The organism is Streptomyces ambofaciens ATCC 23877 (genome assembly GCF_001267885.1).
GTDB lineage: Bacteria > Actinomycetota > Actinomycetes > Streptomycetales > Streptomycetaceae > Streptomyces > Streptomyces ambofaciens.
This window is the reverse complement of sequence record NZ_CP012383.1, coordinates 16,596-37,023: the sequence shown is the minus strand read 5'-3', so window position 1 is coordinate 37,023 and position 20,428 is coordinate 16,596. Positions and strand designations below refer to the sequence as shown.

Annotated in this window: 36 protein-coding genes and 1 pseudogene; 21 read left to right on the top strand and 16 right to left on the bottom strand. The window is 69.7% G+C overall.

Annotated features, from left to right (window positions below; all coding sequences use genetic code 11):
* Positions 1-157: 157 nt before the first annotated feature.
* The 15 genes and pseudogenes from SAM23877_RS36415 to SAM23877_RS36345 all read left to right on the top strand — a co-directional run bounded on the left by SAM23877_RS36415 (position 158) and on the right by SAM23877_RS36345 (position 7,972).
* On the top strand, positions 158-754 hold the full coding sequence (locus tag SAM23877_RS36415) for a RuvC family protein (RefSeq protein WP_053143288.1): 597 nt from the start codon (positions 158-160) through the stop codon (positions 752-754).
* A gap of 77 nt (positions 755-831) precedes the next feature.
* Positions 832-1,080, top strand: a pseudogene (locus tag SAM23877_RS41695) (WhiB family transcriptional regulator); the annotation flags it as partial.
* Between the two features lie 176 nt (positions 1,081-1,256).
* The gene (locus SAM23877_RS36405; RefSeq protein ID WP_053143286.1) at positions 1,257-2,177 is read left to right on the top strand and encodes a helix-turn-helix domain-containing protein; all 921 of its coding nucleotides are present in this window, start codon (positions 1,257-1,259) and stop codon (positions 2,175-2,177) included.
* 15 nt (positions 2,178-2,192) lie between these two features.
* The gene (locus SAM23877_RS36400) at positions 2,193-2,708 is read left to right on the top strand and encodes a single-stranded DNA-binding protein (protein WP_053143284.1); all 516 of its coding nucleotides are present in this window, start codon (positions 2,193-2,195) and stop codon (positions 2,706-2,708) included.
* Between the two features lie 149 nt (positions 2,709-2,857).
* Positions 2,858-3,307 carry a hypothetical protein gene (locus SAM23877_RS36395; RefSeq protein WP_053143282.1) on the top strand — a complete coding sequence of 150 codons (450 nt, stop codon included), beginning with the start codon at positions 2,858-2,860 and terminating at the stop codon, positions 3,305-3,307.
* A 148-nt stretch (positions 3,308-3,455) separates the two neighbouring features.
* The gene (locus tag SAM23877_RS36390; RefSeq protein ID WP_159042063.1) at positions 3,456-4,100 is read left to right on the top strand and encodes a hypothetical protein; all 645 of its coding nucleotides are present in this window, start codon (positions 3,456-3,458) and stop codon (positions 4,098-4,100) included.
* Between the two features lie 131 nt (positions 4,101-4,231).
* Positions 4,232-4,672, top strand: coding sequence for a hypothetical protein (locus SAM23877_RS36385; RefSeq protein WP_053143278.1), 441 nt, complete (start codon positions 4,232-4,234; stop codon positions 4,670-4,672).
* A complete protein-coding gene (locus tag SAM23877_RS36380; RefSeq protein WP_053143276.1) occupies positions 4,669-5,223 on the top strand; it encodes a hypothetical protein in 555 nt (184 codons plus the stop codon). The genes SAM23877_RS36385 and SAM23877_RS36380 overlap by 4 nt, the downstream gene beginning before the upstream one ends.
* Positions 5,220-5,540, top strand: coding sequence for a hypothetical protein (locus SAM23877_RS36375; protein ID WP_053143275.1), 321 nt, complete (start codon positions 5,220-5,222; stop codon positions 5,538-5,540). Before SAM23877_RS36380 ends, SAM23877_RS36375 begins: the two co-directional genes overlap by 4 nt.
* A gap of 11 nt (positions 5,541-5,551) precedes the next feature.
* The gene (locus tag SAM23877_RS36370) at positions 5,552-6,094 is read left to right on the top strand and encodes a DUF1643 domain-containing protein (RefSeq protein ID WP_079030876.1); all 543 of its coding nucleotides are present in this window, start codon (positions 5,552-5,554) and stop codon (positions 6,092-6,094) included.
* Positions 6,095-6,156: 62 nt separating this feature from the next.
* A complete protein-coding gene (locus tag SAM23877_RS36365) occupies positions 6,157-6,429 on the top strand; it encodes a response regulator transcription factor (protein ID WP_053143273.1) in 273 nt (90 codons plus the stop codon).
* 62 nt (positions 6,430-6,491) lie between these two features.
* Positions 6,492-6,731 carry a hypothetical protein gene (locus SAM23877_RS36360; RefSeq protein WP_053143271.1) on the top strand — a complete coding sequence of 80 codons (240 nt, stop codon included), beginning with the start codon at positions 6,492-6,494 and terminating at the stop codon, positions 6,729-6,731.
* Positions 6,728-7,126 carry a hypothetical protein gene (locus SAM23877_RS36355; protein ID WP_053143269.1) on the top strand — a complete coding sequence of 133 codons (399 nt, stop codon included), beginning with the start codon at positions 6,728-6,730 and terminating at the stop codon, positions 7,124-7,126. Before SAM23877_RS36360 ends, SAM23877_RS36355 begins: the two co-directional genes overlap by 4 nt.
* Complete coding sequence (locus tag SAM23877_RS36350; RefSeq protein WP_053143267.1) at positions 7,126-7,344, top strand: hypothetical protein; 219 nt, start codon at positions 7,126-7,128, stop codon at positions 7,342-7,344. The genes SAM23877_RS36355 and SAM23877_RS36350 overlap by 1 nt, the downstream gene beginning before the upstream one ends.
* Positions 7,345-7,399: 55 nt before the next feature.
* The gene (locus SAM23877_RS36345; RefSeq protein ID WP_053143265.1) at positions 7,400-7,972 is read left to right on the top strand and encodes a nuclease-related domain-containing protein; all 573 of its coding nucleotides are present in this window, start codon (positions 7,400-7,402) and stop codon (positions 7,970-7,972) included.
* Between the two features lie 58 nt (positions 7,973-8,030).
* Here SAM23877_RS36345 and SAM23877_RS36340 read toward each other — a convergent pair whose 3' ends face one another.
* A complete protein-coding gene (locus SAM23877_RS36340) occupies positions 8,031-8,495 on the bottom strand; it encodes a hypothetical protein (RefSeq protein ID WP_053143263.1) in 465 nt (154 codons plus the stop codon).
* 124 nt (positions 8,496-8,619) lie between these two features.
* On the opposite strand from SAM23877_RS36340, the gene SAM23877_RS36335 reads away from it, so the two are divergent.
* The 4 genes from SAM23877_RS36335 (at position 8,620) to SAM23877_RS36320 (ending at position 9,905) form a co-directional block, all read left to right on the top strand.
* On the top strand, positions 8,620-8,928 hold the full coding sequence (locus SAM23877_RS36335; RefSeq protein WP_053143261.1) for a hypothetical protein: 309 nt from the start codon (positions 8,620-8,622) through the stop codon (positions 8,926-8,928).
* On the top strand, positions 8,928-9,272 hold the full coding sequence (locus tag SAM23877_RS36330; RefSeq protein WP_159042062.1) for a hypothetical protein: 345 nt from the start codon (positions 8,928-8,930) through the stop codon (positions 9,270-9,272). Before SAM23877_RS36335 ends, SAM23877_RS36330 begins: the two co-directional genes overlap by 1 nt.
* 73 nt (positions 9,273-9,345) lie before the next feature.
* On the top strand, positions 9,346-9,681 hold the full coding sequence (locus SAM23877_RS36325) for a DUF6233 domain-containing protein (protein WP_053143257.1): 336 nt from the start codon (positions 9,346-9,348) through the stop codon (positions 9,679-9,681).
* A 38-nt stretch (positions 9,682-9,719) separates the two neighbouring features.
* Positions 9,720-9,905 carry a hypothetical protein gene (locus SAM23877_RS36320; RefSeq protein ID WP_053143255.1) on the top strand — a complete coding sequence of 62 codons (186 nt, stop codon included), beginning with the start codon at positions 9,720-9,722 and terminating at the stop codon, positions 9,903-9,905.
* 209 nt (positions 9,906-10,114) lie between these two features.
* On the opposite strand, the gene SAM23877_RS36315 is transcribed toward SAM23877_RS36320, so the two are convergent.
* The 5 genes from SAM23877_RS36315 to SAM23877_RS36295 all read right to left on the bottom strand — a co-directional run bounded on the left by SAM23877_RS36315 (position 10,115) and on the right by SAM23877_RS36295 (position 12,587).
* A complete protein-coding gene (locus tag SAM23877_RS36315; protein WP_053143253.1) occupies positions 10,115-10,882 on the bottom strand; it encodes a M10 family metallopeptidase domain-containing protein in 768 nt (255 codons plus the stop codon).
* A 56-nt stretch (positions 10,883-10,938) separates the two neighbouring features.
* Positions 10,939-11,232 (bottom strand): hypothetical protein, encoded by a 294-nt coding sequence (locus SAM23877_RS36310; RefSeq protein ID WP_159042061.1) that lies wholly within the window; start codon positions 11,230-11,232, stop codon positions 10,939-10,941.
* Positions 11,229-11,669 (bottom strand): hypothetical protein, encoded by a 441-nt coding sequence (locus SAM23877_RS36305; RefSeq protein WP_053143250.1) that lies wholly within the window; start codon positions 11,667-11,669, stop codon positions 11,229-11,231. Before SAM23877_RS36305 ends, SAM23877_RS36310 begins: the two co-directional genes overlap by 4 nt.
* Positions 11,666-12,253 (bottom strand): hypothetical protein, encoded by a 588-nt coding sequence (locus SAM23877_RS36300; protein ID WP_053143248.1) that lies wholly within the window; start codon positions 12,251-12,253, stop codon positions 11,666-11,668. The genes SAM23877_RS36305 and SAM23877_RS36300 overlap by 4 nt, the downstream gene beginning before the upstream one ends.
* A gap of 106 nt (positions 12,254-12,359) precedes the next feature.
* On the bottom strand, positions 12,360-12,587 hold the full coding sequence (locus SAM23877_RS36295; RefSeq protein WP_053143246.1) for a hypothetical protein: 228 nt from the start codon (positions 12,585-12,587) through the stop codon (positions 12,360-12,362).
* A 308-nt stretch (positions 12,588-12,895) separates the two neighbouring features.
* Here SAM23877_RS36295 and SAM23877_RS36290 point away from each other — a divergent pair, with 308 nt between their 5' ends.
* Entirely contained in the window at positions 12,896-13,963 is a 1,068-nt protein-coding gene (locus SAM23877_RS36290; RefSeq protein ID WP_159042060.1) for a phospholipase D-like domain-containing protein, read from the top strand.
* Positions 13,964-13,967: 4 nt separating this feature from the next.
* Here SAM23877_RS36290 and SAM23877_RS41900 read toward each other — a convergent pair whose 3' ends face one another.
* The 9 genes from SAM23877_RS41900 to SAM23877_RS36255 all read right to left on the bottom strand — a co-directional run bounded on the left by SAM23877_RS41900 (position 13,968) and on the right by SAM23877_RS36255 (position 18,032).
* Positions 13,968-14,822 carry a hypothetical protein gene (locus SAM23877_RS41900; protein ID WP_053143242.1) on the bottom strand — a complete coding sequence of 285 codons (855 nt, stop codon included), beginning with the start codon at positions 14,820-14,822 and terminating at the stop codon, positions 13,968-13,970.
* A gap of 9 nt (positions 14,823-14,831) precedes the next feature.
* Positions 14,832-15,074, bottom strand: coding sequence for a DUF6011 domain-containing protein (locus tag SAM23877_RS39935; RefSeq protein WP_425314800.1), 243 nt, complete (start codon positions 15,072-15,074; stop codon positions 14,832-14,834).
* The gene (locus SAM23877_RS36280) at positions 15,071-15,442 is read right to left on the bottom strand and encodes a DUF4326 domain-containing protein (protein WP_053143240.1); all 372 of its coding nucleotides are present in this window, start codon (positions 15,440-15,442) and stop codon (positions 15,071-15,073) included. Before SAM23877_RS36280 ends, SAM23877_RS39935 begins: the two co-directional genes overlap by 4 nt.
* Positions 15,442-15,777 carry a hypothetical protein gene (locus SAM23877_RS36275; protein ID WP_053143238.1) on the bottom strand — a complete coding sequence of 112 codons (336 nt, stop codon included), beginning with the start codon at positions 15,775-15,777 and terminating at the stop codon, positions 15,442-15,444. The genes SAM23877_RS36280 and SAM23877_RS36275 overlap by 1 nt, the downstream gene beginning before the upstream one ends.
* Entirely contained in the window at positions 15,777-15,899 is a 123-nt protein-coding gene (locus tag SAM23877_RS41895) for a hypothetical protein (RefSeq protein WP_280518096.1), read from the bottom strand. Before SAM23877_RS41895 ends, SAM23877_RS36275 begins: the two co-directional genes overlap by 1 nt.
* A complete protein-coding gene (locus SAM23877_RS36270; protein ID WP_053143236.1) occupies positions 15,899-16,093 on the bottom strand; it encodes a hypothetical protein in 195 nt (64 codons plus the stop codon). Before SAM23877_RS36270 ends, SAM23877_RS41895 begins: the two co-directional genes overlap by 1 nt.
* Positions 16,090-16,644: a hypothetical protein gene (locus tag SAM23877_RS36265; protein WP_053143234.1), complete on the bottom strand. Its 555-nt coding sequence runs from the start codon at positions 16,642-16,644 to the stop codon at positions 16,090-16,092. The genes SAM23877_RS36270 and SAM23877_RS36265 overlap by 4 nt, the downstream gene beginning before the upstream one ends.
* Before the next feature lie 77 nt (positions 16,645-16,721).
* Positions 16,722-17,201 (bottom strand): hypothetical protein, encoded by a 480-nt coding sequence (locus tag SAM23877_RS36260; protein ID WP_053143232.1) that lies wholly within the window; start codon positions 17,199-17,201, stop codon positions 16,722-16,724.
* Positions 17,202-17,753: 552 nt separating this feature from the next.
* Complete coding sequence (locus SAM23877_RS36255) at positions 17,754-18,032, bottom strand: hypothetical protein (protein ID WP_053143230.1); 279 nt, start codon at positions 18,030-18,032, stop codon at positions 17,754-17,756.
* 369 nt (positions 18,033-18,401) lie between these two features.
* Between SAM23877_RS36255 and SAM23877_RS36250 the strand changes: the two genes are divergently transcribed.
* Positions 18,402-18,944: a hypothetical protein gene (locus tag SAM23877_RS36250; protein ID WP_053143228.1), complete on the top strand. Its 543-nt coding sequence runs from the start codon at positions 18,402-18,404 to the stop codon at positions 18,942-18,944.
* A 107-nt stretch (positions 18,945-19,051) separates the two neighbouring features.
* On the opposite strand, the gene SAM23877_RS36245 is transcribed toward SAM23877_RS36250, so the two are convergent.
* Positions 19,052-20,320 (bottom strand): hypothetical protein, encoded by a 1,269-nt coding sequence (locus SAM23877_RS36245; protein ID WP_053143225.1) that lies wholly within the window; start codon positions 20,318-20,320, stop codon positions 19,052-19,054.
* Between the last annotated feature and the right edge of the window lie 108 nt (positions 20,321-20,428).

The following is a 20,428-nucleotide window of genomic DNA, read 5'->3' as shown; positions in this document are numbered from 1 at the left end:
GACGACGCGCCCGACAAATACGCGGCCAAGGCGGACCCCACTTCAAGCAATACCGCTGCACCTGGTGCGGCCACCTCCACCTCGGCAACCGCCCCGGCCACGCCACCCACCTCCGCACCACCCGAACCGGCCCCACACCCGTACAGGAGATCCCCCTGTGACCCTCACCGCCCCCGACCAGCGCTACATCCCCCGAGACCCCTGGAACACCGTCATCGGAGTCGACCCCTCCCTCACAGCCACCGGAATCGCCTCCAGCAACGGCTGGTGCACCGTCGTCGGCTGGACCGACAAGAAGCGCCCCATCACCGCCCTACCCCATCCCGAACGACGCGAGGCCCTCCAGCACGTCCGCACCCTCATCCTCGACACCATCGGCCGCCCCGACCTCGTCGTCATCGAACTCCCCGCCGTCTCCCGCAGCGGAGGCGGAGCCCACGAACGCGGATGGCTCTGGTGGGAGATCTACAACTACCTCAACGCCCGAGAGATCCCCGTCGGCCTCATGGCCCCCAACGCCCGCGCCCTCTACGCCACCGGCAAAGGCAACGCCCCCAAGGGCGCCGTCATCGACCAAATCAGCCGCCGCTTCCCCGACTGGACCACCGACGGCAACGACAACGCCGCCGACGCCGTCGCCCTCATGGCCGCCGGCCGCGACTGGCTCGGACACCCCATTACCGACCTCCCCAAAACCCACCGGGCCGCCCTCGACAAGGCGACCTGGCCGACCCTCCCCGGAGCCACCCGATGACCCCCACCACCACCCTCACCCGCCGCCCCACGACGAATGCCGCGCCCACCCCCACCCTCACCCCCGCCGACACCGGCGACTGGCGCGATGAAGCCGAATGCCGCCGCCACGACCCGGAACTCTGGTTCCCGGTCGGCGACAACGTCCACGCGCGCATGCAGGCTGCGGAAGCCAAGTCGATCTGTGCTGGCTGCCCGGTCCGGATCCGCTGCCTGTCGTGGGCGTTGGAGACGCGGCAGGACCAGGGCGTGTGGGGTGGACTGACTGAGAAGGAGCGTCTGGCCCTGCACAAGAGGCGGTCCGGGACGACGTTCGGCCGGACCAGGAACGTCGCTGACCACATCTACGCAACCAGGTTGGACGAGTTCCTGACGCTGCGGGCGCAGGGCCTGGACGGCCTGGAGTTGGCGTCGGCGTTGTCGACGAACGTGCAGACGGTGAACCGGGTCAACGACATGATCGCGGCGTCTGCGCGTGCTGCGGCGGAGGAGGTGCGGGCGGCATGAACCGTTTGAGCCCGGAGCAGCGTGGTGATCTCGCCGAGCGGATGCTGCCCGAAGCGGCGAACCTCGCCGTCCTCGTCCACGGTGACGGAGGACCCGAGGACGTCGCCCAGGTCCTGTCTGGTCTGACCGGGCCGGAGAAGGACGCCCTGATCGTCGTCCTCGCCGGCCTCGTCGACCCGGACCAACCGGTGGGAAAAGCACTGGGCTGGCTCGACCACGACGAGCACGGCTCCCTGACCGTCCCGTCGTGGTCCGAGGAGCGTTCGGTACGGGACCTTGCCCCCGAGCCGGACTGTGACCTGGACGAGGACTTCGTGGACCAGGTCGCGGTCGCCAAGTTCATGAAGGGCTTCCGGGTCACCGATCTGACGGATGCGGAGTTCCTGACGGCTGTGCAGCAGTGCGTGGCGAACGGGATGACGCTGTTCGACATCGATCATCTGCGCCGGTGGCCGCGGAAGACGACGGAGAACTGGGTTAACCGGCTGCGGAAGCAGTACCAGCGCAGTGGCCGTGCGTTCCCGGCGTTGAAGCAGCCGAGTCTGCGGACGTTCACGCCGGAGGAGGTGGTGGCGATCCGGGAGAAGGCTCTGGCCGGGGCGACGGACGTGGAGCTGGCGATGTCGTACAGCTCGAACAGGGAGACGATCCGGTCGATCGTGACGGGGAAGCGGTACGCGTCGTGTGGCGGCCCGATCCGGGCGGCACGGTCTGCGAAGAGCTTGAAGGCGTCGCGGGAGCACATGTGCGGCCACGCCGATACGTCCCTGGCGGGCGGCTACCAGGCGGGGAACGCGCGGTTGACGCCGCAGGAGCGTAGCCAGGTCCGTGAGCGGACTGTGGCTGGTGAGCCGGTCCGGCAGCTGGCCGGCGAGTACGGAGTGTCCACGAAGACCATCCGCCGGTACGCGGCGTAGAGAAGGAGAGCTGAAATGAGTGGCGAGACCGTGATCACCGTTGTTGGCAACGTCGTGGACGAGCAGGTGTCCCTGCGCTACACGCCGTCCGGGGCGGGGGTCTGCAAGTTCACCGTCGCTTCGACCCCGCGGACGTACAACCGGGACAAGCAGGCGTGGGAGGACGGCCAGACGCTGTACCTGCCGGTGTCGGTGTGGCGTCAGCAGGGAGAGAACTGCGGGGAGACGTTGACGCGTGGGATGCGGGTGGTGGTGCAGGGCCGGTTGTCGCAGCGGTCCTACGAGGACAAGCAGGGGGTCAAGCGGACGGTCTATGAGATGGAGGCGGACGAGGTGGCCGTTTCGCTCCGCAGCGCCACGGCGAAGGTGGAGAAGACCAGCTCGGGTGGTGGCGGGCAGGGGCGTCAGCAGTACGAGGAGACGAAGCGGAAGACGTCCCAGGAGGGTCGTGAGGATCCGTGGGCGTCGGGGGTGCCGGGTACGCAGGCCGCCGGCGCGTGGGCGGGTGGGGACGATAGCCCGCCGTTCTGAGCCGCGGTTGAGCGTGGAGGGGTCTGGTCTTCGGGCTGGGCCCCTTCTTCGTGTCCGGGAATCCCTGTAGAACTATGGCGTACGCCATGGAATATGGGTTAGAGTGGCAGGGCCGACAACACACCACCCGAACCACCAGGGGGCACTCCATGCCGACCTACCAGACCTGCCGCCGCCACCCCGAAGCCGGCCCTTTCCTCGCCGAGTGCTACGGCTGCAAGCGCGAACTCTTCGACATCCAGGCCCGCAACGAAGCCGAAGCCGCCCAACGCAGCACCGCCCGCCAGGCCCTCGCCCTGATCGGCACCCCCAACGCGGAGATCCTCACCACCGTCGCCACCGACACCACGCTGATCGTCGCCACCCGGCAGCCGAACGCCTACCTCGAGTACGGCGTGGACGTGTTCCGTCTCCCGACCACCGAGGAGACGGACCCCGAGCTGGCCGACGACTACCGGCTCAACCCCGGGCAGTGGCTCCTGGTCTGGCAGGCCGGTGACCACGACCGCACGGACGTGGACGGCATGGTGGACGACGCGCGGGCCTTCCTGCGGGAGATGGGCCTTGTCGACGAGTCGGTACTGGCAGAGGCGGCCTGACATGCACTGCGACTGCGACGCCACCCCCGAAGACAAGGCCGCCGGCATCCACGGCACGCCCTGCACCAGCCGCGACAGCGCACCCGACGACCCGTCCGACCACTACGGCCAGTAGACCAACCACAGGAAGGCGTCCCACATGACGTCCATGAGCGCATCCGAAAGGGCCGCCTCCCTCCGCGACGAGTACGCCCGGCTCGGCGAGAACGTCAACCATCTGTCCGACATCGACCTACTCAACCGAGAAGTAGAGCGCTGGGCGAACGAGTCCCGTCGTCACGAGAACGCCTACAACTCGCTGCTTCAGGACCAGGTCAAGCACGACCAGTCCGTGTACGCCGCAGCCCGGCGCGCCGCCGCCGAGGACCGAATCGCCTGGGCTGGCATGTACCTCGGCCACCTGGTTGCCCAGTCCGCGCACAGCATCAACGCCGTCATCCACCGTGCCGCCGAACTCCCCGACGGCCGGGTTCCTGTCGAGCAGGCACGCGAACTGAAGTCTGCTGCCGAGCGGGCCAAGTGGGCGATGTCCGGTCTGGTCGGTCACCGGCAGGGTCAGCTGGAAGAGGCCCGGCGGCAGAATCCGGAGATCAGCCTAGTGGAGAAGCAGCGGGAGGAAATTCTTCGGCTCCGCGGATTCATCACCGACCTCGGTCAGAGCTTCCACGCCGAACGTGGCGTCACGGGCCGCGGGCGCTGCGAGTGCTCCGGGTGCGAGCTGATCCGCGCCATGGACGACGTGCCCGCCGAGCAGACCATCACCTCCACGCTGTCCGCTGCAACAGCCGCTTAAGTTCCATCGGCGCAGCCCCCCACGCCCCCTACGGGGATTGCGCGGTCTCCCCCCGCCCCTTGTTCGGGCCGCCCGCACGATCGCAGCCGGCGGGCGGCCCCCCCCCATCCCAACCAGCCCGAGAAGGCCCCATGCCCGACAGCACCGTAACCGCCGCGAGACTCCAGGCCGTCCACGCCTGGCAGTCGTTCACCACCGACCGCAACCTGAAGGCCGTCGTCCCCGACTGGCGAACCCGCACCGCGGCCGACGGCAGGCCGGTCCTGTCGGCGGAAGTCGCCGGCCCCGGCGCCGCGCACGCCCTCCGCCTGTTCGCCGGGAACTACTACCTGGCCCTGCCTCAGTCGGGGGACCTGCGCCCGTTCTGGGACGTGGACGTGCCCGGTCGGACGGTTCTGGTGTGGCGGTCTGGCGGGGTGTGGGTGGAGCTGTGGCACCCCGACACCGTCACCAGCCTCCCCGCGGCCCCCGCCCAGCCTGTACGGCCCGTACAGGCCCGTGAGGGGCTGCTCTCCCGCGCTTCCGCACGCCTCCCCTACACCCGACGCGCCACCAAGGAGACCAGCCGATGACCAGCACCCAGACATGGCCGTTCGGCACCGATGCCGCCGAACACGACCCGCTCACCGCACTGCGCATCCCGGTCGTCACCAGCTTCAATCCGCAGTGGAAGTACGTCGCCGCCTACATCGACGTTGACGCCGGGCCGTACAGCTGGGGCAGCGCCGAACGGCCCACCGACGCCGAGGCCGCGATGCTCTCCAGCTTCATCGACGAGTACAAGCACCACTGGTTCAACGCGGGCTACAAGGCGAAGCTGCTGCGACGCCCGCTGGACGTCGACTCCGGCTGCAACACCACAGTCTTCATCAAGTACGGCACCGACGACTGGGGCTACCGGCTCTGCTCCTGGCAGTACGGGCCCACCTACGTCCCCTCCGGCCCTAAGGTGCGCGGCGGCGAGTACGAGTACGCCAAGCACCCCGGCCCGCTGTCGCTGGAGCAGGTCATGGACCTCCGCCACACGATCGTCGACGACGTCATGCAGCACTGGCTGGACTGGAAGGCCGCCTACCCGGAGGTCTTCCCGTGCGCCACCATCACGAAGGAGTCCGTCCGATGACCGACATCGCCGCCAGCGAGATGGTGCGCGCCGCCCGCCTGCTGGAAGCCACCGGCCGCGACGACGACGCCGTGAACCTCCTCGACAACGTGGCCGACGGAATCCGCACACCCGCCGCCGGAGAGCCGTCCGCCCTCCCGTCCCCGGCCGAGACCGCCCCCGCCGACGAGTCCCCGCACGCGTACATGGACGCCGTGCAGGACTCCGCAGCGTGGGCGTACGCCCTCACCAAGGCCGGGCAGACCGCCGAGGCCCTGGAGCACGTGGAGGCGATGGAGCGGCTGCTGGCCGTGTACCGGCGGGCGGTGGGCGCGTGACCGTCCTTCAGATGCTCCCCGACACTGAACTGTCCGTGCACGTAGAGCAGCAGTCCACCCCGACCGGTCTGGCCGCCGCCGTGTTCGACAGCAGCCGCCGCGAGTACCGGTACCTCCTCACCCGGATCTGGGACCCCACGGTGCCGCCGGTCGTGTACGTGATGCTGAACCCGTCCACGGCGGACGCGATGACGGACGATGCGACCATCCGGCGTTGCCGGTCCTTCGCCGTCCGGGAGGGCGCCGGCGGTCTGATCGTCGTGAACCTGTTCGCGCTGCGCTCCGCCGACCCCCGCGCCCTCACCCGACATCCCGAACCCGTCGGCCCCGTCAACGACGCGTTCATCCGCCGCACCGTCGCGGGCGCGCACCGGGTGATAGCCGCCTGGGGTGCTGCTGGCGTCCAAGGCGGCCGCGCGGATGCGGTGACGGGCATTCTGCGGGCCCGGGGCGTGACCGTGCACTGCCTGGGCCGTACGGCTACCGGGCAGCCGCGGCATCCGCTGTACCTGCCGTCTGCGGCTGTCCTCGAGGAGTACGGGGTGGCCGCATGACCGCTCCTGCACGACCGGGCCCGCACCTCTCGGGGAGCGGGCCCGCTCCTTCACCCCTGCACTTGTTCCCCCAGCATCTGGCCCTGCTCCGGCTTGCCGCGAACGGCCACGCCAGTCGAGAGATCGCTGAGCTGCTGTTCCTGTCTCCGCACACCGTCAACGACTACTGGCGGGAGGTGTACCGCCGGCTGGGAGCGAAGAACCGGGAGAACGCGGTTGCGATGGCCCTGGTGAGGGGTTTGATCCGGCCCGATGAGGTGGAGCTGCGGGCTCCGCGTCGGGCGTACGAGATGAAGCCGTCGAAGGAGGGATTGACGCCCCGTCGACACGCCTGAAAATCCGGGCATCTTAGACACCCGCACCGGCGGGAAAGACCGATCACGCCCCGGGAGGGCCCGTGCGTATACCCCCGCTCCTCGCCCAGGCCGTCCTCGTCGGCGGCATAGCCCTCGGTACCGCCTTCGGATGGCTCACCCTCACCGAATCCCGCGCCCTGTCACCGGGCGCGGTCATCGTCTGCACCCTGATCTCCGTCGCCCTCGCCCTGGTCGTGGAGACGGCCGTGCACCGTGCCCGCCGCGGCCGGCCCCGCCGCGCCCACGCCCGACCCCACCCCACCGAAAGGACCACCCCGTGACCGACCGCCCCACCTTCGAGGACCTGGACGCCGCACCAGACGACGGCCCGTGGTGCTGCAACGGCAACGCCGAGGACTGCGCCCTGTGCGTCGATCCGAACCCGAACTACCCGTTCATCTGCCCCGGGCACCAGCGGACCACGGCCAACGAACGGATCGTCGGCGAAGCCGCCGAAGCGGCCCGCGACCTGTACGCGGGCAGCGGCCTCGTGTTCAGCGCCCTCACGCTGCCGCCGTCCCAGATCGTCATCGACGGCGCCAACGGTTCGCTCGTCACCATCCACCTGGACGACGGACGGCTGGAGTACGGGCCTGGCTACACCCCGGACGAGGCAGCACGCCGGTTCTGGGACGCCGTCCGCAAGCACAGGCCGGAACTGAAGGAGCAGAGCTGATGCGCACGTGGTTGGAGGAGGCTTCCTCCTGGACCGTGGGCCTGGTCTTGGTCGTGATCGGGGCGGGTATCCCGGTCGCTTTGCCGTTCGCAGTGACCGCGGTCTGGCCCGGGATCGACGAGACCCTGCTCGTGGTGGGGAACCTCTTCACCGGGATGATCCTGGGGACTGCGGCGATGCTGGCGTTCATGTTCTGGCGTCTGGAGATCCGCCGGTGACCGCGGGTGGGTCGACGGCGCGTGAGGCCGCCCGGCTGCGTGCGGCGTCGACACCGTGGACAGGCGGCTCGAGGCGGCCGCGGTGCGGCAGGAGCAGGGGAGCATCGGCGAGCAGGAGACCGCGGAGCTCCTGACCGGATTACCGGCCGGGTGGACTGTCCTTCACGACTTGGCCGTGCCCGGCCGGCGCTTCAACCTCGATCACGTGCTGATCCCTCCTTCCGGTCTGGGGGTGATCGTGCTGGACTCGAAGAAGTGGCGGCGTTCGTGGGAGGGGCGTCCCTGTCCGACGACGTTGGTGCGGGGTCGGGTGCATTGTGGGTCGCAGGACCGGCACGAGCAGATCGTGAGGTTCGCCGGGTACGTGTCGGGGACTGCGGCTGTGCTGGGGGTGCCGGCCAGCATGGTGATGCCGGTGATCGTCGTCCACGGCTCCCCGGTCGCCGGGACGGGCCGTCTGGACGTGCCGGTGCCGGCGTGGGAACGCGTCGTGCACGTCCTCGGCGCGGACCAGCTGGTGGATGTGTTGGCGGGCATGCCGGGCGGGAGGGGCCCGGTACAGCCCGCCGCGGTCGCTCTGGCGGCCCGGGTACGGGAGACGCTTCCCCAGTACGGGAGTGCGGCGTAGACGGAGTGCCAGAGCGAAGGGCCCCACCCGAACGCGGGTGGGGCCCTTGCGGTGTTGGTCACGCTGCCAGGTGGAGGGGGACCTGGCGGCCGTCCTCGTCGAGGGTCAGGCCCTGGTGGGCCAGCTCGACAAGGTAAGCAGCCTCGCGCTCCTGCACCTTGGCCTGTGCGGCCAGCTTGGCGGCACGGAGGCGCTCGTCACGGAGGAGGAAGATCTGGTGGATTCCGCGTTCGATGCGGCGGCAGTTCCACTCGGCGAGGATCCAGTCGAACTCGTCGATGTCGTCGTACCACTCGGCGGTCATGATGCCGCCGCGGGAGAAGAGCCGGCCGATGTGCTGGCCGGTGGCGTCGTAGATGTTCCAGCCGCGGAGGGGGGCGAGGTGGTGGTAGTCGTTGGGGAGGTCGAGGACGTCGATGTCCTCGGTGTGGTGGGTGAGGTCGGTGGTGGTCATGGGGATGACCGTGACCTGCTGGCCGGCGATGGTGAGGGTGCGGATCGCGGGGTGGCGGGTGGTGGTCATCGGGTCCTCCTTGGGTGGGGTTGCGGGGCGGTCCCGCTTTCCGATGACTCCACTTTAAAGGGGGGTCTAGAAGTACGTCAAGCCCCCCCTTGAAATTGGTTGGGTGGGCGCCTACCCTCATCCCATGGAAGACGCCCTCGCTCGGATCAGGCACCAGATCACCGACACCACGACCACCGTCCTCAACGACCTCGACACCATCGAAGACCCCGTACAACGCCAGCAGGCCGCACGCACCGTACTCGAGGAACTCCTCCCTGACATGGGCCGCGAAATCAAAGCCCACCGCTCCCGAACCGTCGCCGGCCTCAAAGAAGGACGCACCCTCAAGCAGGTCGCAGAGATGATCGGCAGCTCCATCGCGCTCGTCGACCAGCTCATCAAATCCGGGAAGCAGAACAAGCAGCCCACCCTGGGCAAGGGAGGCAAGTGATGACTGCGAGATCAGAAAATGCCAAAGGGATCAGCGTCCTCCATGCCCTGGCCATCCTGCGGGGCCTCATTGAGGAGGCGGCAGACCAGGAACACGTGGACAGGCATCGCTACCTGAAAAGCCTGTTCGGTGCCGACTGGCACGAGAGTATCGTCGTGATCTGCGGCCTGGCCCGCCGGAAGGACGGCGACGTCGTCGCCACGACCGCCGGTCTCGACCTGTACGAGCGGCACCTGAAGTGGCTGCCGGACGAGCCGGCGAACTACTGGCACCTGCGCGACAACCCGCACGTGGATGCCGCCGAGGCCGAGGTGGAAGCCCTGTACGCCGCAGCGCGTCCGTGATACGCCCCGAAGGCCCGCCACCTGTTTCACCCCAGGTGGCGGGCCTTTTTCTTGTGTCCGTAGACTCGAACGTATGAGCGACCTGCCCCCGGATGAACGTCTCGCGAAGCTGCACGCCCTCGAGGAGTGGCTGGCCTGGCAGCTGAACAACACCCGGGCGAAGATCCGCACCCTGGAGGCGGAGATGGAGCAGGCGAAGCGGCAGGCGCAGCGTGCGTATGCGGAGGCCCGGTGGAAGCTGGAGCCGGCCCGGGATCGCCGGTCGGTGCTGCACCGGGGCGGGTGCGGGATCTGGAAGGGCGAGCACGGCTACCTCGAGCGGCACGAGGTGGGGGAGGCGTTGGCGGACGAGACGCTGGTCGTGGAGATGTGCGGGGTATGCAACCCCGAGCCGGGGCTGCGGGAGTAGCAGAGGCCGTTGTCAGTGGCAGCAGGCAGGATGCCGGTATGACGATCAAGATGGAGAGCTTCGGCTTCACGTGGACCGATCCGGGCGGTACCCGGCGGGCGTCGGCTGTCGCCTACGACAGGGTGTCCGCGGATCGGCAGGAGAAGGTGCTGAAGGATGCCGGCGCGACCGAAGTGGAGCGGGTGCCGGTGAAGCCGGGGGAGCTGCCGACGCCGAAGGCCTAGATGTACGTCCGCCCCGGCCGCGACGGGGGATGCGCGGGCGGGGCGGACGGGGAACGTCTCCGGGGGCCTCTGCCCCGCTGCGGCGTGATTCCCGACGGGCGCGGCGTGATGCGGGAGGGATGCGGTTGCCCGGACCCGGCCTGATCCCGGCAGACGTTCCACGCTCAGCATGGCACGCGCCACTGACAGCCGTTCCCCGAACCGCGAGCTCAGCTCTGGCGCAGCGTGTAGTTGGCGAGGAGTTGCCGCAGGCCGGGCAGGTCGAAGTCCTTGGAGAACCGGCCGGCTTCCAGCGTGTGGACGAACGGGCCCGCGCCCCCGCCCGGCTTGGACAGTGGCAGGCCGCGGTTCGGGGAGCACATCAACGGTCGCAGCCCGTTCTTGGCGACGCACTCCCCGGCCTCCACGACCCCGTCGTGGTCGATGTCGGTGTTGGCGTGGTCGAGGCCGAGGATGTGCCCCAGCTCGTGCGCGGCCGCGTCCTTCCTCCGGGCTTCGTTCACCGTCGGGGACGGCCCGAACCAGGTCGGCACGGTCCAGTACTCGGAGTCCATGCGGATGTGCCCGCCCCACGCGGAGTTGTTGCCGGTGGCGTGGCAGGGGAGGGCTTGGCTCATGCCGGGCTGGCCCATGGGCTGGTGCGTGTAGTGGACGACGATGCGGTGCCGGGCCGGGCAGGCGGTCGGAGGCGTGGTGTCGAGCGTGGTGGTGATGTTGATGCGGACGCCGACGGACCGGGTGACCTGCGCTGCGGGCAGCTTGAAGTACCGGGTGAGTGTGGTGCGGGCGGTGGTGTCGGCCCAGACGATGTCGTACGGGCCGGGGTGGAGGCTGTAGATCCCGTGTTGGGTGAGGGCTTTCCAGCCGGTCCCGGAGTAGGTGGGGGTGGGGAGGGTGGCGGCGGTGAGGGTGAGGACGCCGGCGAGTATCCCGCCGAGGGTGCAGAGGGGGCGGGTTCGTGCGGGTATGCGAGGCATACACCTCAGTCTCAGCACATTCCGGCGCGGTGTTGCCCCCTGCCTAAGGGGTCCCGCTACGCCCAGTCGAACGCCACGTGCTGCCAGCCGGACGCCTCGTCGACCTCGCCCACGACGAGCTTGTACCCGTGCCGCATGGCGATGAGATCCGTCTGCTTGATCAGAGGGCCGTCGATGTACCGCTCGTGAGGCAGCGTGTTCAAGGCCGCCGTCATGGCGAGTTCCTTCTCCAGGGCGCCGCACGTCATCCCGGCTACTACGGCTGCGTCGTCGTAGGGGCCGCCGTTGCTCTTGGCGAGCACGATCAGCATGACCGGCTCGTACGTCCCCTCCTCTGGTTCTTCTGTCATGGACGCTGCCATCCTCCTTCGTCGTCGGCAACCATCCCGGCGCCGCAGCGCTCACACAGGCCCATGTCGCGCGCCTGCCCCATCTCGGTGACGTCGATGACATCGTCGTGGGGACACGCAGCCGGATCGACGGGCTGCGCCCTGGCCACGGCGTGAGCGGCTGGGGTACCGGGCTCGGGCGTGATGCCGAGGAGTTCGTGCTCCAGGACCGCGATCCGGTTCAGGTCGACGCGCGGAACGACCGGTTGAGGACGATCGAGTTCGTCCTCGCGGTGCATCGTCCAGGCCATCCACGTGAAGGCTGCTGCTCCCACGCCGGCGCCGATGACGCCGTTGATCGCGGATGGATTCCCGAGTGCCATGTCGACGGCTGCGACGGCTGTGATGAGCCAGGCGATGACCCCCACGGTGCCGAAGGTCTTGGTCTCGCCGCTCATTGCCCTTCCTCACGGTCGATGCGGGCACGGAGATCGCTGGCAACAGCCGCGTAGAGCTTCCGGTCGTCGTCTCGGAGGGCGTTCTCGGCGAACTCTTCCAGCCGGGCCGCGAAGGCGCGCACCCGCTCGATGACGGCGAGTAGCTCGTCCACGCGGTCGATGACGGCCTGGTGCCGGCGTTCGTTCTCGTCGAGGACGACGCGGGGACCGGACTCCGAGATCATTTCGCCCTGCACAACGTCGGCGGGTAGATCGCGGTCGCCGACGTACAGTCCGACGCTGCTGTAGCGGTTCTCCGTGTCGGTCAGGGCGACCTGCGGGTACTGGAATGGCTCCTGCTCCTGCTTGTTGCGGGTGACGGTGCCGTCCAGGGGGCGTGGCGGAGGGGTGCCGAGCGAGGCGGGGTGGCCGCTGAAGGTGATGAGGTGGGGACCGGATTCGATGCAGATGTTGCGAGGGCTGGTGACGACGACGCGGCCTTCGCAGAGGCGGACGGGGTCGATGCCGATGTAGGCGACGGTGTCGCCGACGTGGAGGGGGCGGCCGTTGTAGTCGACGGCTTGTGGTTCGGGGGAAGGTGCCATGCCCTCTACGGTGCCGGGTTTCCGGGCGGACGTTGCCTCCTCATGGGGGTGGCCCGGCAGCGGTGCTGGGGGCGTGCTGCCGGGCCGGTCTGGGGCGTGCCGGGGTCTAGCCCCAGGCGGTGTCGAGCGGGGTGACGGACGGGCCGCCGGTGGTGGGCGGGGTGCCCCAGGCGGTGTCGTCGGTACCGTCGTCGCCGGTGGTGGGGGCGGGTGCGCCCCATGCGGTGTCAGGCGGGGCCGTGGCTGCGGCTGTTCCGGTGGCGGCGAGGGTGCCGCCGAGGGTCGCGGCGGTGAGGGACAGGCCGGCGAGGAGCCTTCGCAGGGGCTGCTTCACAGGGTCGTCCTTTCTGTCGGTTGGGGAATGCATAGTGGGGCGCCTGGCCCGAGTTCTCGTGTTCCTCATCCTGCTGCGAGTCCCCTTTTGCCTTCAACAACCTGGCAGTAGTTGTTGTTGGGTGTGGGGAGGATGTGGGGTACGAGCGTCGGGGGACGCCCCATGGCTACGTTGCCGTACGCTGTTTGAGTCTTCAACGGCTGGTTCGTGCGGGTGTTCGCAGTGCGGGAATCCGCAGTTGATCTGTGTGGTGTGACGGGGGATTCAAGGCTTTGGCCATAGCTGATGCGCACGGTAACGGTCGGGAATTGTCGCCGAATGCGTTGCGCCTGTACGGGGCCTGCGCAATTCGAAATGCCGAACAAGTCAAGCTGCTCACCACCCAGCACCCCGAGGCTCGTGCCGAGTTGGTCGAGTGGGGCCTCATCACCCCCGACGCCGCGGGTGTGGTGCCGGCGGTCCGGGACCCGAAGGGCGCGTTGCAGCGCCGATTCGACGACGTCCTCGAGGCCGCGGAGAAGCAGGTGGCCCTGCTGCGGGCGCTGCCGGAATTGTCGGCGCAGCTCACCCAGGCGTACGACGCGGTGCAGCTGCGCATCCCGGGCGGCGCCTCCGTGTACCTGGACGACCAGGCGGTGGTGAACGCCCGACTCCAGGACGTGGTCGGCGGCGCGAGGCGAGAGATCCTGGCCGCACAGCCGGGCGGCCCCCGGGACCAGGCCCTGCTGGACGTGGCGGCGCCGCGGGATGCGGCTGCTCTGGACCGCGGTGTGGTGTTGCGGACGGTCTACCGGGACACGGTCCGAGACCACGGGCCGACCGCGGCGTTCGCGCAGACGATGTCGACTCGAGGGCCCGGGAGGTCGGCGCAGTACCGGACGATGCCGGGCAAGTTCGAACGGATGATCATCGTGGATCGGGAGACGGCTGTCGTCCCCGACTACCTGGTGGAGGGTTCCCCGCCGCATGCCGCGTGGCTGATCACTGATCCTGCCGCGGTGGTGATGCTGGCGCGGGCGTTCGAGGAAACGTGGAGGCGTGCCCGGCCGTGGATGGGGCAGCTCCGTAAGCGCCGCGGGGACATGCGGGAGTCGATCGGCGTGGCCGGCTCCGGCCTGGACGGGGTCCGTACGACCCGCAGGCAGCGGGAGATCATGCGGAACCTGTGCGAGGGCGCGCAGCAGGCGACGGTAGCCCGCCGGTTGGGCGTGTCGGAGCGGAAGCTCGCCGAGGAAGTCGCCGACCTGAAAGCGTTGTGGGGGGTGTCGACGATGAACTCGCTGATCTTCCAGTATGCGCAGTCCCCGGATTGCCGGGTCGACGACAGTGCCCCCGCGGACGGGCCGGCGGGGGCAGAGTACGAGAAGACCGCCTGACCGGTCACGCGTTGTCCTGGCCCTGCGGCGAGTCGGTGACGGGGGCCAGGAGGGCGCGCATCTCGCGCACGTACTTCACGCGGTGCTCGTTCCACCGGTGCTTGACGGCGAGCTCCTCGAGGACGTCGTCGTCCCAGCCGATGAGGACGCCCCACAGGTAGGCGGTGGAACGTTCGGCAGCCCAGTCGGTGGAGGAAGTACGCATGTGGTTGCGGACGGCCGTGACGGCCCGTGCAGCGCCTCCGAGGGCCTTCCGGTGCCAGTCCCACGACTTGTACATGGCCTGTGCGGCCTCACGGGTCTCAGCACGGTCGTGTTCGGTGTCTTCCAGGGCCTCGTACAGGTCGCGGAGGCTGTCCTCGGTGTGGTCGGCGAGCGGTATCCGGCCGGGTGTCTCGGCGAGCGTGACCGGGGCGGGCAGCTCGCCGGCGGCGAGGAGGAGGTGTTCCTCCCACAGGGGGCGGAGGAGTCCGCCGTACGTCTGCGGGCGGGACATCCAGGTGCAGGCGCAGGCGACCATCCAGCGGCCGTTGGGAAGGTCGACGGTGCGGGGGAGGTGCCGGGTGACGATGGCGACGTGGTCGGGGCAGAGGGAGCCGGGGGAGGGGCCGCGGGTGACCTGGTGCCAGCCGTCGCCGGACCAGGAGGGGCGGGCGGGTTCGCGTCCGTTCATGCGGGCGGCCATGTCGAACTCTTGGAGGCAGCCGGGGTAGAGGCAGTTCCGGAGGGAGGGGGCGTTGACGACGGATTCGCGGATGGCGTCGGCTATGGCGGTGGAGGGGGTGGTGTTGGCGGCTTCGGCCTTGGTGGTGTCGATCATGTCGTGGAGGCGGTCCCAGGCGGTCGGCTGGTCTGTCACGAGATTCCTTCAGATCGAGTCGAGGGTGGGCTGCATGTAGAAGAGGTCGAGGGCGTCTTGTCCGGGGAGTGCGTCGGGTGCGGGTGGGACGGGCGCGGGGAGCCGGCGGACGCGGGGCCGGGCTGCGGGGCGTCGCTTCGGTGGGATGAGGCCGCGGTCCCGGCCGCACTTCTCGCCATACCCCCGGCGTATCGACTCCTCGCTGGTCAGCATGCGGGGGCAATACCGGCAGCGCGTGAACCGATCGGTCACGGCGCCGCCCGGTTCGCGACCTCCAGCAGGACGTCGGCGTGGCACGGTTCGCCGGGCGGGCACCAGCACATGAGGTCCCGGCCGGACAGCTCGGCGCGCGCGGCCTCGGCGAGGTCGCCCTGCTCGGCCTCCTGGATCCACCGGCGATACCGGTCAGCGGCGTCCGCGCGGGCGTCCGCGCTGTCGTCCCAGCGGCCGAGCTTGCGGCCCCGATACTCGACGGCCCACATGTCCAGCAGGCCGCCTCGCTGAGATGCGGCAGGGGCGAGCATGAACGGGTTGCCCCAGCGGGTGCCGCGGCCGACGTAGACGGCGCCGTCGGGGGCGCGCCAGCCCCTGATGCGGCGGCGCTGGACTCGCTTCGGCATCATGCCTCCGTTACGGCCAGGATGGCCTTGCAGGTGGTGAGGTCTTCGTCGGCTTGGGTGAGTAGCTCGCGGCCGCCGGCCCAGATCCGGGTACGCGGCTGGTCCTGCGTGAAGATGACGAGGCCGTGTTCGATGTGGAAGGTGCGGCCGTTGACCCGGCAGGTTTCGGCGTGGCTCCAGTCGCGGGCGCAGAGCCAGACGGTGTGGTGGGTCCAGTATTCGGGGCAGGGGGTGGTCCAGATGGGGTCGCCGTTGTCGAAGGTGGCGGTGTAGGGGAAGACGGGGCGGATCTGTTGGCAGTGCTGGCAGCGTCCGACCTTGACTGGTGTGTCCATCACGCCTCCTGTTGGAACTTGTTGAAGCAGCCGTAGCAGCGCCACCACTGGGTGCGGCGCCAGGGCCAGCGGCGTAGCCGGACGATGATGTTCTTGGCGCCGCAGGTCGGGCAGGTCGGCATCACTGCGCCCCGTCCTGCCGCGCCCCGGCGGCGCAGCCCTCGCAGAGGTCACGGCCGCCGCGCTTGCGGACCCAGCTGCGCCGCTTGGCGTCGCGTAGGGCCTCGCTGATGCTGCGGGCAGACGGCACGGTGTCGTTGTCGAGCGGCTGGCCGCAGCCGTCGCAGAAGACGAAGGCGCGCACGAAGGCGGTCATGACGCGCTCCCGTCCTGCCGCGCCCCGGCGGCGGGCCCGGTGCAGGTGACCTTGTCGGGATCGCGGGTCAGGCGCTCGCCTCGGAACTCGAAGGGCGGGCGCTTGCAGCAGGGGCTGAAGCCGTTGTCGTCGGCGCCGGGGCAGGCGTGCACGGTGACGGCAGGCTCGTCCTGGCAGACCGTGTAGCCCTTGGTGCGGCAGTCGGGGCACCGGATGGCCTTGCCGGGCGCGTGCTGCACGGGAACGGCGACCTGCGTCTCGGTGGCTGCCGTCTCGTCGGCCATGCGGCGCGCCAGCTCGGCCGCGCGCTTCCACGTCGCAACGGTGGCGGCCGGGCCGTCCTCGTGGAGGATGTCGCTGTCGTTGAACTCGCCCGTGAGGCGCTTCGCCCGCTCGCTCAGGGCGGCCTCGACTTCACGGAGGACGGCGGCCCGGTGCGCATCGATCGCGGCGTCGAACACGCTCGGCTCGACGAGGGCCGAGCCCGTGGCCAGGCTCAGCGCCAGCAGGCGCAGGTGCTCGCGGGTGTCAGCGGTGGTCTGGTCGGTCATCGGATCCTCCAGCGGGTCGGGGTGGGATGATCAGGGCCAGGCCCGGGGCGATAAGCGCGCCCCGGGCCGGCTTGCCTTCACACGGCGGCGGTCAGTGCCGGGCGCGACCCCAGCGAGTACTCACCCGACCCGAGGGCCTGGCACGAACACGCGGTCTCCTCGCGGACGTGCGAGCACGCTTCGACGTCGAACTTCTCGGCGCCGTCGTCGGTGAAGAAGTCCTCACACTCCCGCTCCAGGCACTCCAGACTGCCGACCCAGACTGGGATCGCCTGGTGCTCGATCTCCGGGTTGGGGGCGATGCCGCGCGCCGGACGGATGTGGTCGCGGCCCTCGCAGCGCTCCCAGGGCACCATGTCGCCGTGCTCGGCAGAGCAGGCCGGGCAGCAGGTGGCGGCGGGTGCGGACAGGCAGAGGATGCCGTCGTCGTAGGGCTGGTGGCCCAGGGCCATCCACTGGTCCCAGGCGTCGGTGTTGCGCGGGGGGATGGGCTTGTGGGGGCAGTGGTTGGTCTCGGCGTCCCAGTAGAACGGTGCGGGCTTGTGGGTGTCGTTCATGGAGGGGTCTCCCGTGTTCGGGGCCGGGGTGTGGTCAGGATGTCGCGGTCGGTGGGGGTGTGTTGCCCCCTGCGCGTGGTGGTCCTGTGGATGCCAGACTAACTCATAATCTATGGCGAACGCCATGGCTCTACGAGCGTGGGTATGAGAAAACCCCCGGGCAGATGTCCCGGGGGTGTCCTCCAGCTTTCCCCTCGCCGCGTAGGGGCGGGTCGTGGGGGCGCTCTGCGGGCGCTATCCCCCGGTGCCGGGGGCGCGGCACCCATGCTGCCCTGGGAGGGCGGTGAACGCCCGTCAGACGCGCTCTACAGATTGACGGCTCTCACGGTCGGGTGGCCGGCGGTCGGAGGGTGTAGTTGGGGCAGCGCGCCGGGTCGCCCCAGGACTCTTCGTGTGGCTCGTTCGTCCCGCACCACGGGCACGGCAAAACAGGCTGGAACGCTGCGCCTTCGACTGCGCAATGTCCGACGTCGCCGAACCGAGTGTTGGAATAGACGGTGACGGCCTGTCGTCCGCAGGTGCACAGTTCACCAGTCCGGGCCCGACGCTCGCTCACGCGGTCGACGCTCCATCCCGGGATGCCTTTCGGGCCTCCCGCGCGCCAGCGACGACCCCGTCCAGGTACGCGTACACGCTCTCCCGGTCCATGGGGCTCTGGCCGCTGCCGCCGACGTGCACCGCGTACTTGTCGTTGTCCAGGTCGATGACGTGGATACGCAACCCGGTCTCGCAGGCAGCGACGCCCGCAGTCCACTTGACCTCGAGGTGTGGGGGCCAGTTCTCGTCGTAGGGCGGGTTGTGGCTTCCGTCGGGGTTCTTTGTGACGTTCACGGCGGTACTCCTTGGCGTCGGTAGTGTCGGTCAGTTTTTCAGCTTGGGGCGGGCTGGTGGGGTGGTTGGCGGATGCTGGGGCGTCGTGTCGGTGCTGTACGCCGGTGCGCCCCTGTGGGCACCCTCCCCGGCCGACCGGCGGCGCCGCACGGTCGAACGTATGGCGGATACACGGGCGCAGACGTGCGTGGGGCGTGGGGACGGATCGGACTGTCCGGAGGGCGAGTCGGGGGTGCCGGATCCGGGGGTGCCGGTGTACCAGTGTCCGGACTGCCGGGATCACTGGGCGTGGGGGCAGAAGGGGGCGTGACCGTCACGGATCGGTGACTTCTCTTCCTGCTGCTGCCGCGTGCGCGGATGATGCCCGCAGTGATCTACACCTGGGGGGACTCCATGCGCCACACCGCTACCGCCGCAGCTGCTCTGCTCGTTGCTGCGCTCGCCGCCGGCTGCTCCAGCGGGGACGGAGGAGAGGACGGGAAGCCGGAGGCCTCGCCGGCGCCGGCCACGTCCTCTGCTGCACCGTCCGAGACGACGCCCGCGGCCGCACCCACGCTGTCCACCGAGTGGCAGCCGAAGCTGGACGCCGCCACCGCCGGCGACCACGACAACGTGTGCAAGACCGTCGGATCACAGGCCTGCGTGGACCACATCACGAAGTTGACGGAGCTGGTGTACGACGTGCGGGACGCCATCGACACCGCGGGCGCGACCGCCGCCTACCCGAAGACGATGGACGCGATCCAGGACGTGGAGGACGCGTCCACCGCGTATGCGGAGGGCGGTTGTGCGGGGTCGTCGGAGGAGACGCTGGGGGAGGGAGTGGCGTGCGGCGGGTATGTGGCGACGCTGCTCGTGGGGCCGGGAACGGTGTCGCTGACGATGACCACGGACGAACTCACCGCCTCGTAGCCGGCGGACGTGCGCGGGCCCCGGCGCCGTAAGGGGTTCGGCAGCCGGGGCCCGGGATGACGAGGTTCACCCTCACCTCAAGCACTCACGAGCACCGCAGGAGGACCTCACGCCGCCTTTCCTGCGGCCCCTTGTGTGTCCTCGTGCTTCCTGCGGCACGAATAGTGCTCCGGTAGACCTTCCGGCCCCCGCAGGCTTGCAGGCGCACCACAGCCGAAGCGACAGAGCGGGATCGGCTGCCCCGACGCGTCGACAGGAACTTCGGCTGCCTCCACTTCCTGGGCGGCGCGGCTCTCAAGGACGATCGTGCGACTCCCGCGCCTCTCCTTCGGCTCAGCTCGGACCTCGGAGGCTGGACGGTCCTCGGTGCACCGGACCAGCCGGTCGCCCTTCCGCACGGACAGGGCGCGCTCCTTTCCGTCGTCCGCAGGGACGGGCCCGTTCGCTTCCAGGTACTTCCGCCAGTGCTCGGAGGGAAGCCACCCGTGCTGCCCCCTGTGTTGGAACGGGACACGCTCCCCGGCGGCTGCTTCCACGATGAATCGGGTCAGCGTCAGTTCCCCCTCGCCGCCGCCGTCGTAGGCGGACGACTGGTGGATGGGCGTGAGGATGCGGTGCCAGCCGTCGCAGTAGCCGTCGGCGGTGGGGTTCTGCGGGTCGAACGGCTTGTTCGGGCAGCGCACGAGGCTCCCGGCCGGGCTGCAATGCCCCTCCTCGAGGACGAAGTTGCCGTCCCGGACCGCGATCGGGTTCTTCTGCACGCGGATCACGGACGCCGGCAGGTTCGGAGTCCTCACGTACGGAACAGCGCCCACTCCTGGATGGTCGGGGTCGGTGAAGTCCCATACGGACCGGATCCCGCCGCGACGCCGGAACCCCTCCCGCCTGCTCATGCCCCGGGCGGTCTGGACGCTCAGCTGCGGCTCGTAGCCCAGGACGATGCCATCCGCGCCCTGGATCCGGACATCGAGGCGGGCGTGCCCGTCAGCCGCCGACACTTCGGCCTCCGCAGGGAAGCCGTGGTCCTCGGCGTCCGTCGCGACGCGTTCCTTGCGGGCGAGGTGCTCGTCGGACTCGTGGCTGATGGGCTTCTCGCCGGGCTTGCGGTAGTGGGAGGCGAGCCAGACGCCGTCACGCTGGACGAGGTACATGGGGACGCGCCGGCGTCGAAGGTCCCGGCAGTCGGGGCAGATCAGCCCGCGGCGTTCCACGGGGACACGGCGGCCGCGCATGGCGAGCAGGTAGGCGAAAAGTTCTTCGCCGTTCGGCAGGCCGAGGTCTGGCCGGCTGAGGTCCAGGATGCGTTCGGCTGGTTCGTAGAAGACCGGGTTGCGGTAGAGCTCTTCGTCGCTGTCCCGCTCGAGGTCGTCGTCCATGGGTACCCCCCGCAGCTGCTACGAGTAGGACGTACCACGCTACGGGGTGGGTCTGACAATGGTGGTTGAACTGTGGAAACGGGGCGACTGGGGACGGAAGCGCCGGCG

Bases quoted from the DNA above. Each gene is read 5' to 3' on its own strand.
- SAM23877_RS36405 (WP_053143286.1), top strand. From the start codon at position 1,257: ATGAACCGTTTGAGCCCGGAGCAGCGTGGTGATCTCGCCGAGCGGATG.
- SAM23877_RS36400 (WP_053143284.1), top strand. From the start codon at position 2,193: ATGAGTGGCGAGACCGTGATCACCGTTGTTGGCAACGTCGTGGACGAG.
- SAM23877_RS36395 (WP_053143282.1), top strand. From the start codon at position 2,858: ATGCCGACCTACCAGACCTGCCGCCGCCACCCCGAAGCCGGCCCTTTC.
- SAM23877_RS36390 (WP_159042063.1), top strand. From the start codon at position 3,456: ATGAGCGCATCCGAAAGGGCCGCCTCCCTCCGCGACGAGTACGCCCGG.
- SAM23877_RS36385 (WP_053143278.1), top strand. From the start codon at position 4,232: ATGCCCGACAGCACCGTAACCGCCGCGAGACTCCAGGCCGTCCACGCC.
- SAM23877_RS36380 (WP_053143276.1), top strand. From the start codon at position 4,669: ATGACCAGCACCCAGACATGGCCGTTCGGCACCGATGCCGCCGAACAC.
- SAM23877_RS36375 (WP_053143275.1), top strand. From the start codon at position 5,220: ATGACCGACATCGCCGCCAGCGAGATGGTGCGCGCCGCCCGCCTGCTG.
- SAM23877_RS36370 (WP_079030876.1), top strand. From the start codon at position 5,552: ATGCTCCCCGACACTGAACTGTCCGTGCACGTAGAGCAGCAGTCCACC.
- SAM23877_RS36350 (WP_053143267.1), top strand. From the start codon at position 7,126: ATGCGCACGTGGTTGGAGGAGGCTTCCTCCTGGACCGTGGGCCTGGTC.
- SAM23877_RS36340 (WP_053143263.1), bottom strand. From the start codon at position 8,495: ATGACCACCACCCGCCACCCCGCGATCCGCACCCTCACCATCGCCGGC.
- SAM23877_RS36335 (WP_053143261.1), top strand. From the start codon at position 8,620: ATGGAAGACGCCCTCGCTCGGATCAGGCACCAGATCACCGACACCACG.
- SAM23877_RS36330 (WP_159042062.1), top strand. From the start codon at position 8,928: ATGACTGCGAGATCAGAAAATGCCAAAGGGATCAGCGTCCTCCATGCC.
- SAM23877_RS36325 (WP_053143257.1), top strand. From the start codon at position 9,346: ATGAGCGACCTGCCCCCGGATGAACGTCTCGCGAAGCTGCACGCCCTC.
- SAM23877_RS36320 (WP_053143255.1), top strand. From the start codon at position 9,720: ATGACGATCAAGATGGAGAGCTTCGGCTTCACGTGGACCGATCCGGGC.
- SAM23877_RS36315 (WP_053143253.1), bottom strand. From the start codon at position 10,882: ATGCCTCGCATACCCGCACGAACCCGCCCCCTCTGCACCCTCGGCGGG.
- SAM23877_RS36310 (WP_159042061.1), bottom strand. From the start codon at position 11,232: ATGACAGAAGAACCAGAGGAGGGGACGTACGAGCCGGTCATGCTGATC.
- SAM23877_RS36305 (WP_053143250.1), bottom strand. From the start codon at position 11,669: ATGAGCGGCGAGACCAAGACCTTCGGCACCGTGGGGGTCATCGCCTGG.
- SAM23877_RS36300 (WP_053143248.1), bottom strand. From the start codon at position 12,253: ATGGCACCTTCCCCCGAACCACAAGCCGTCGACTACAACGGCCGCCCC.
- SAM23877_RS36280 (WP_053143240.1), bottom strand. From the start codon at position 15,442: ATGCCGAAGCGAGTCCAGCGCCGCCGCATCAGGGGCTGGCGCGCCCCC.
- SAM23877_RS36275 (WP_053143238.1), bottom strand. From the start codon at position 15,777: ATGGACACACCAGTCAAGGTCGGACGCTGCCAGCACTGCCAACAGATC.
- SAM23877_RS41895 (WP_280518096.1), bottom strand. From the start codon at position 15,899: ATGCCGACCTGCCCGACCTGCGGCGCCAAGAACATCATCGTCCGGCTA.
- SAM23877_RS36270 (WP_053143236.1), bottom strand. From the start codon at position 16,093: ATGACCGCCTTCGTGCGCGCCTTCGTCTTCTGCGACGGCTGCGGCCAG.
- SAM23877_RS36265 (WP_053143234.1), bottom strand. From the start codon at position 16,644: ATGACCGACCAGACCACCGCTGACACCCGCGAGCACCTGCGCCTGCTG.
- SAM23877_RS36260 (WP_053143232.1), bottom strand. From the start codon at position 17,201: ATGAACGACACCCACAAGCCCGCACCGTTCTACTGGGACGCCGAGACC.
- SAM23877_RS36245 (WP_053143225.1), bottom strand. From the start codon at position 20,320: ATGGACGACGACCTCGAGCGGGACAGCGACGAAGAGCTCTACCGCAAC.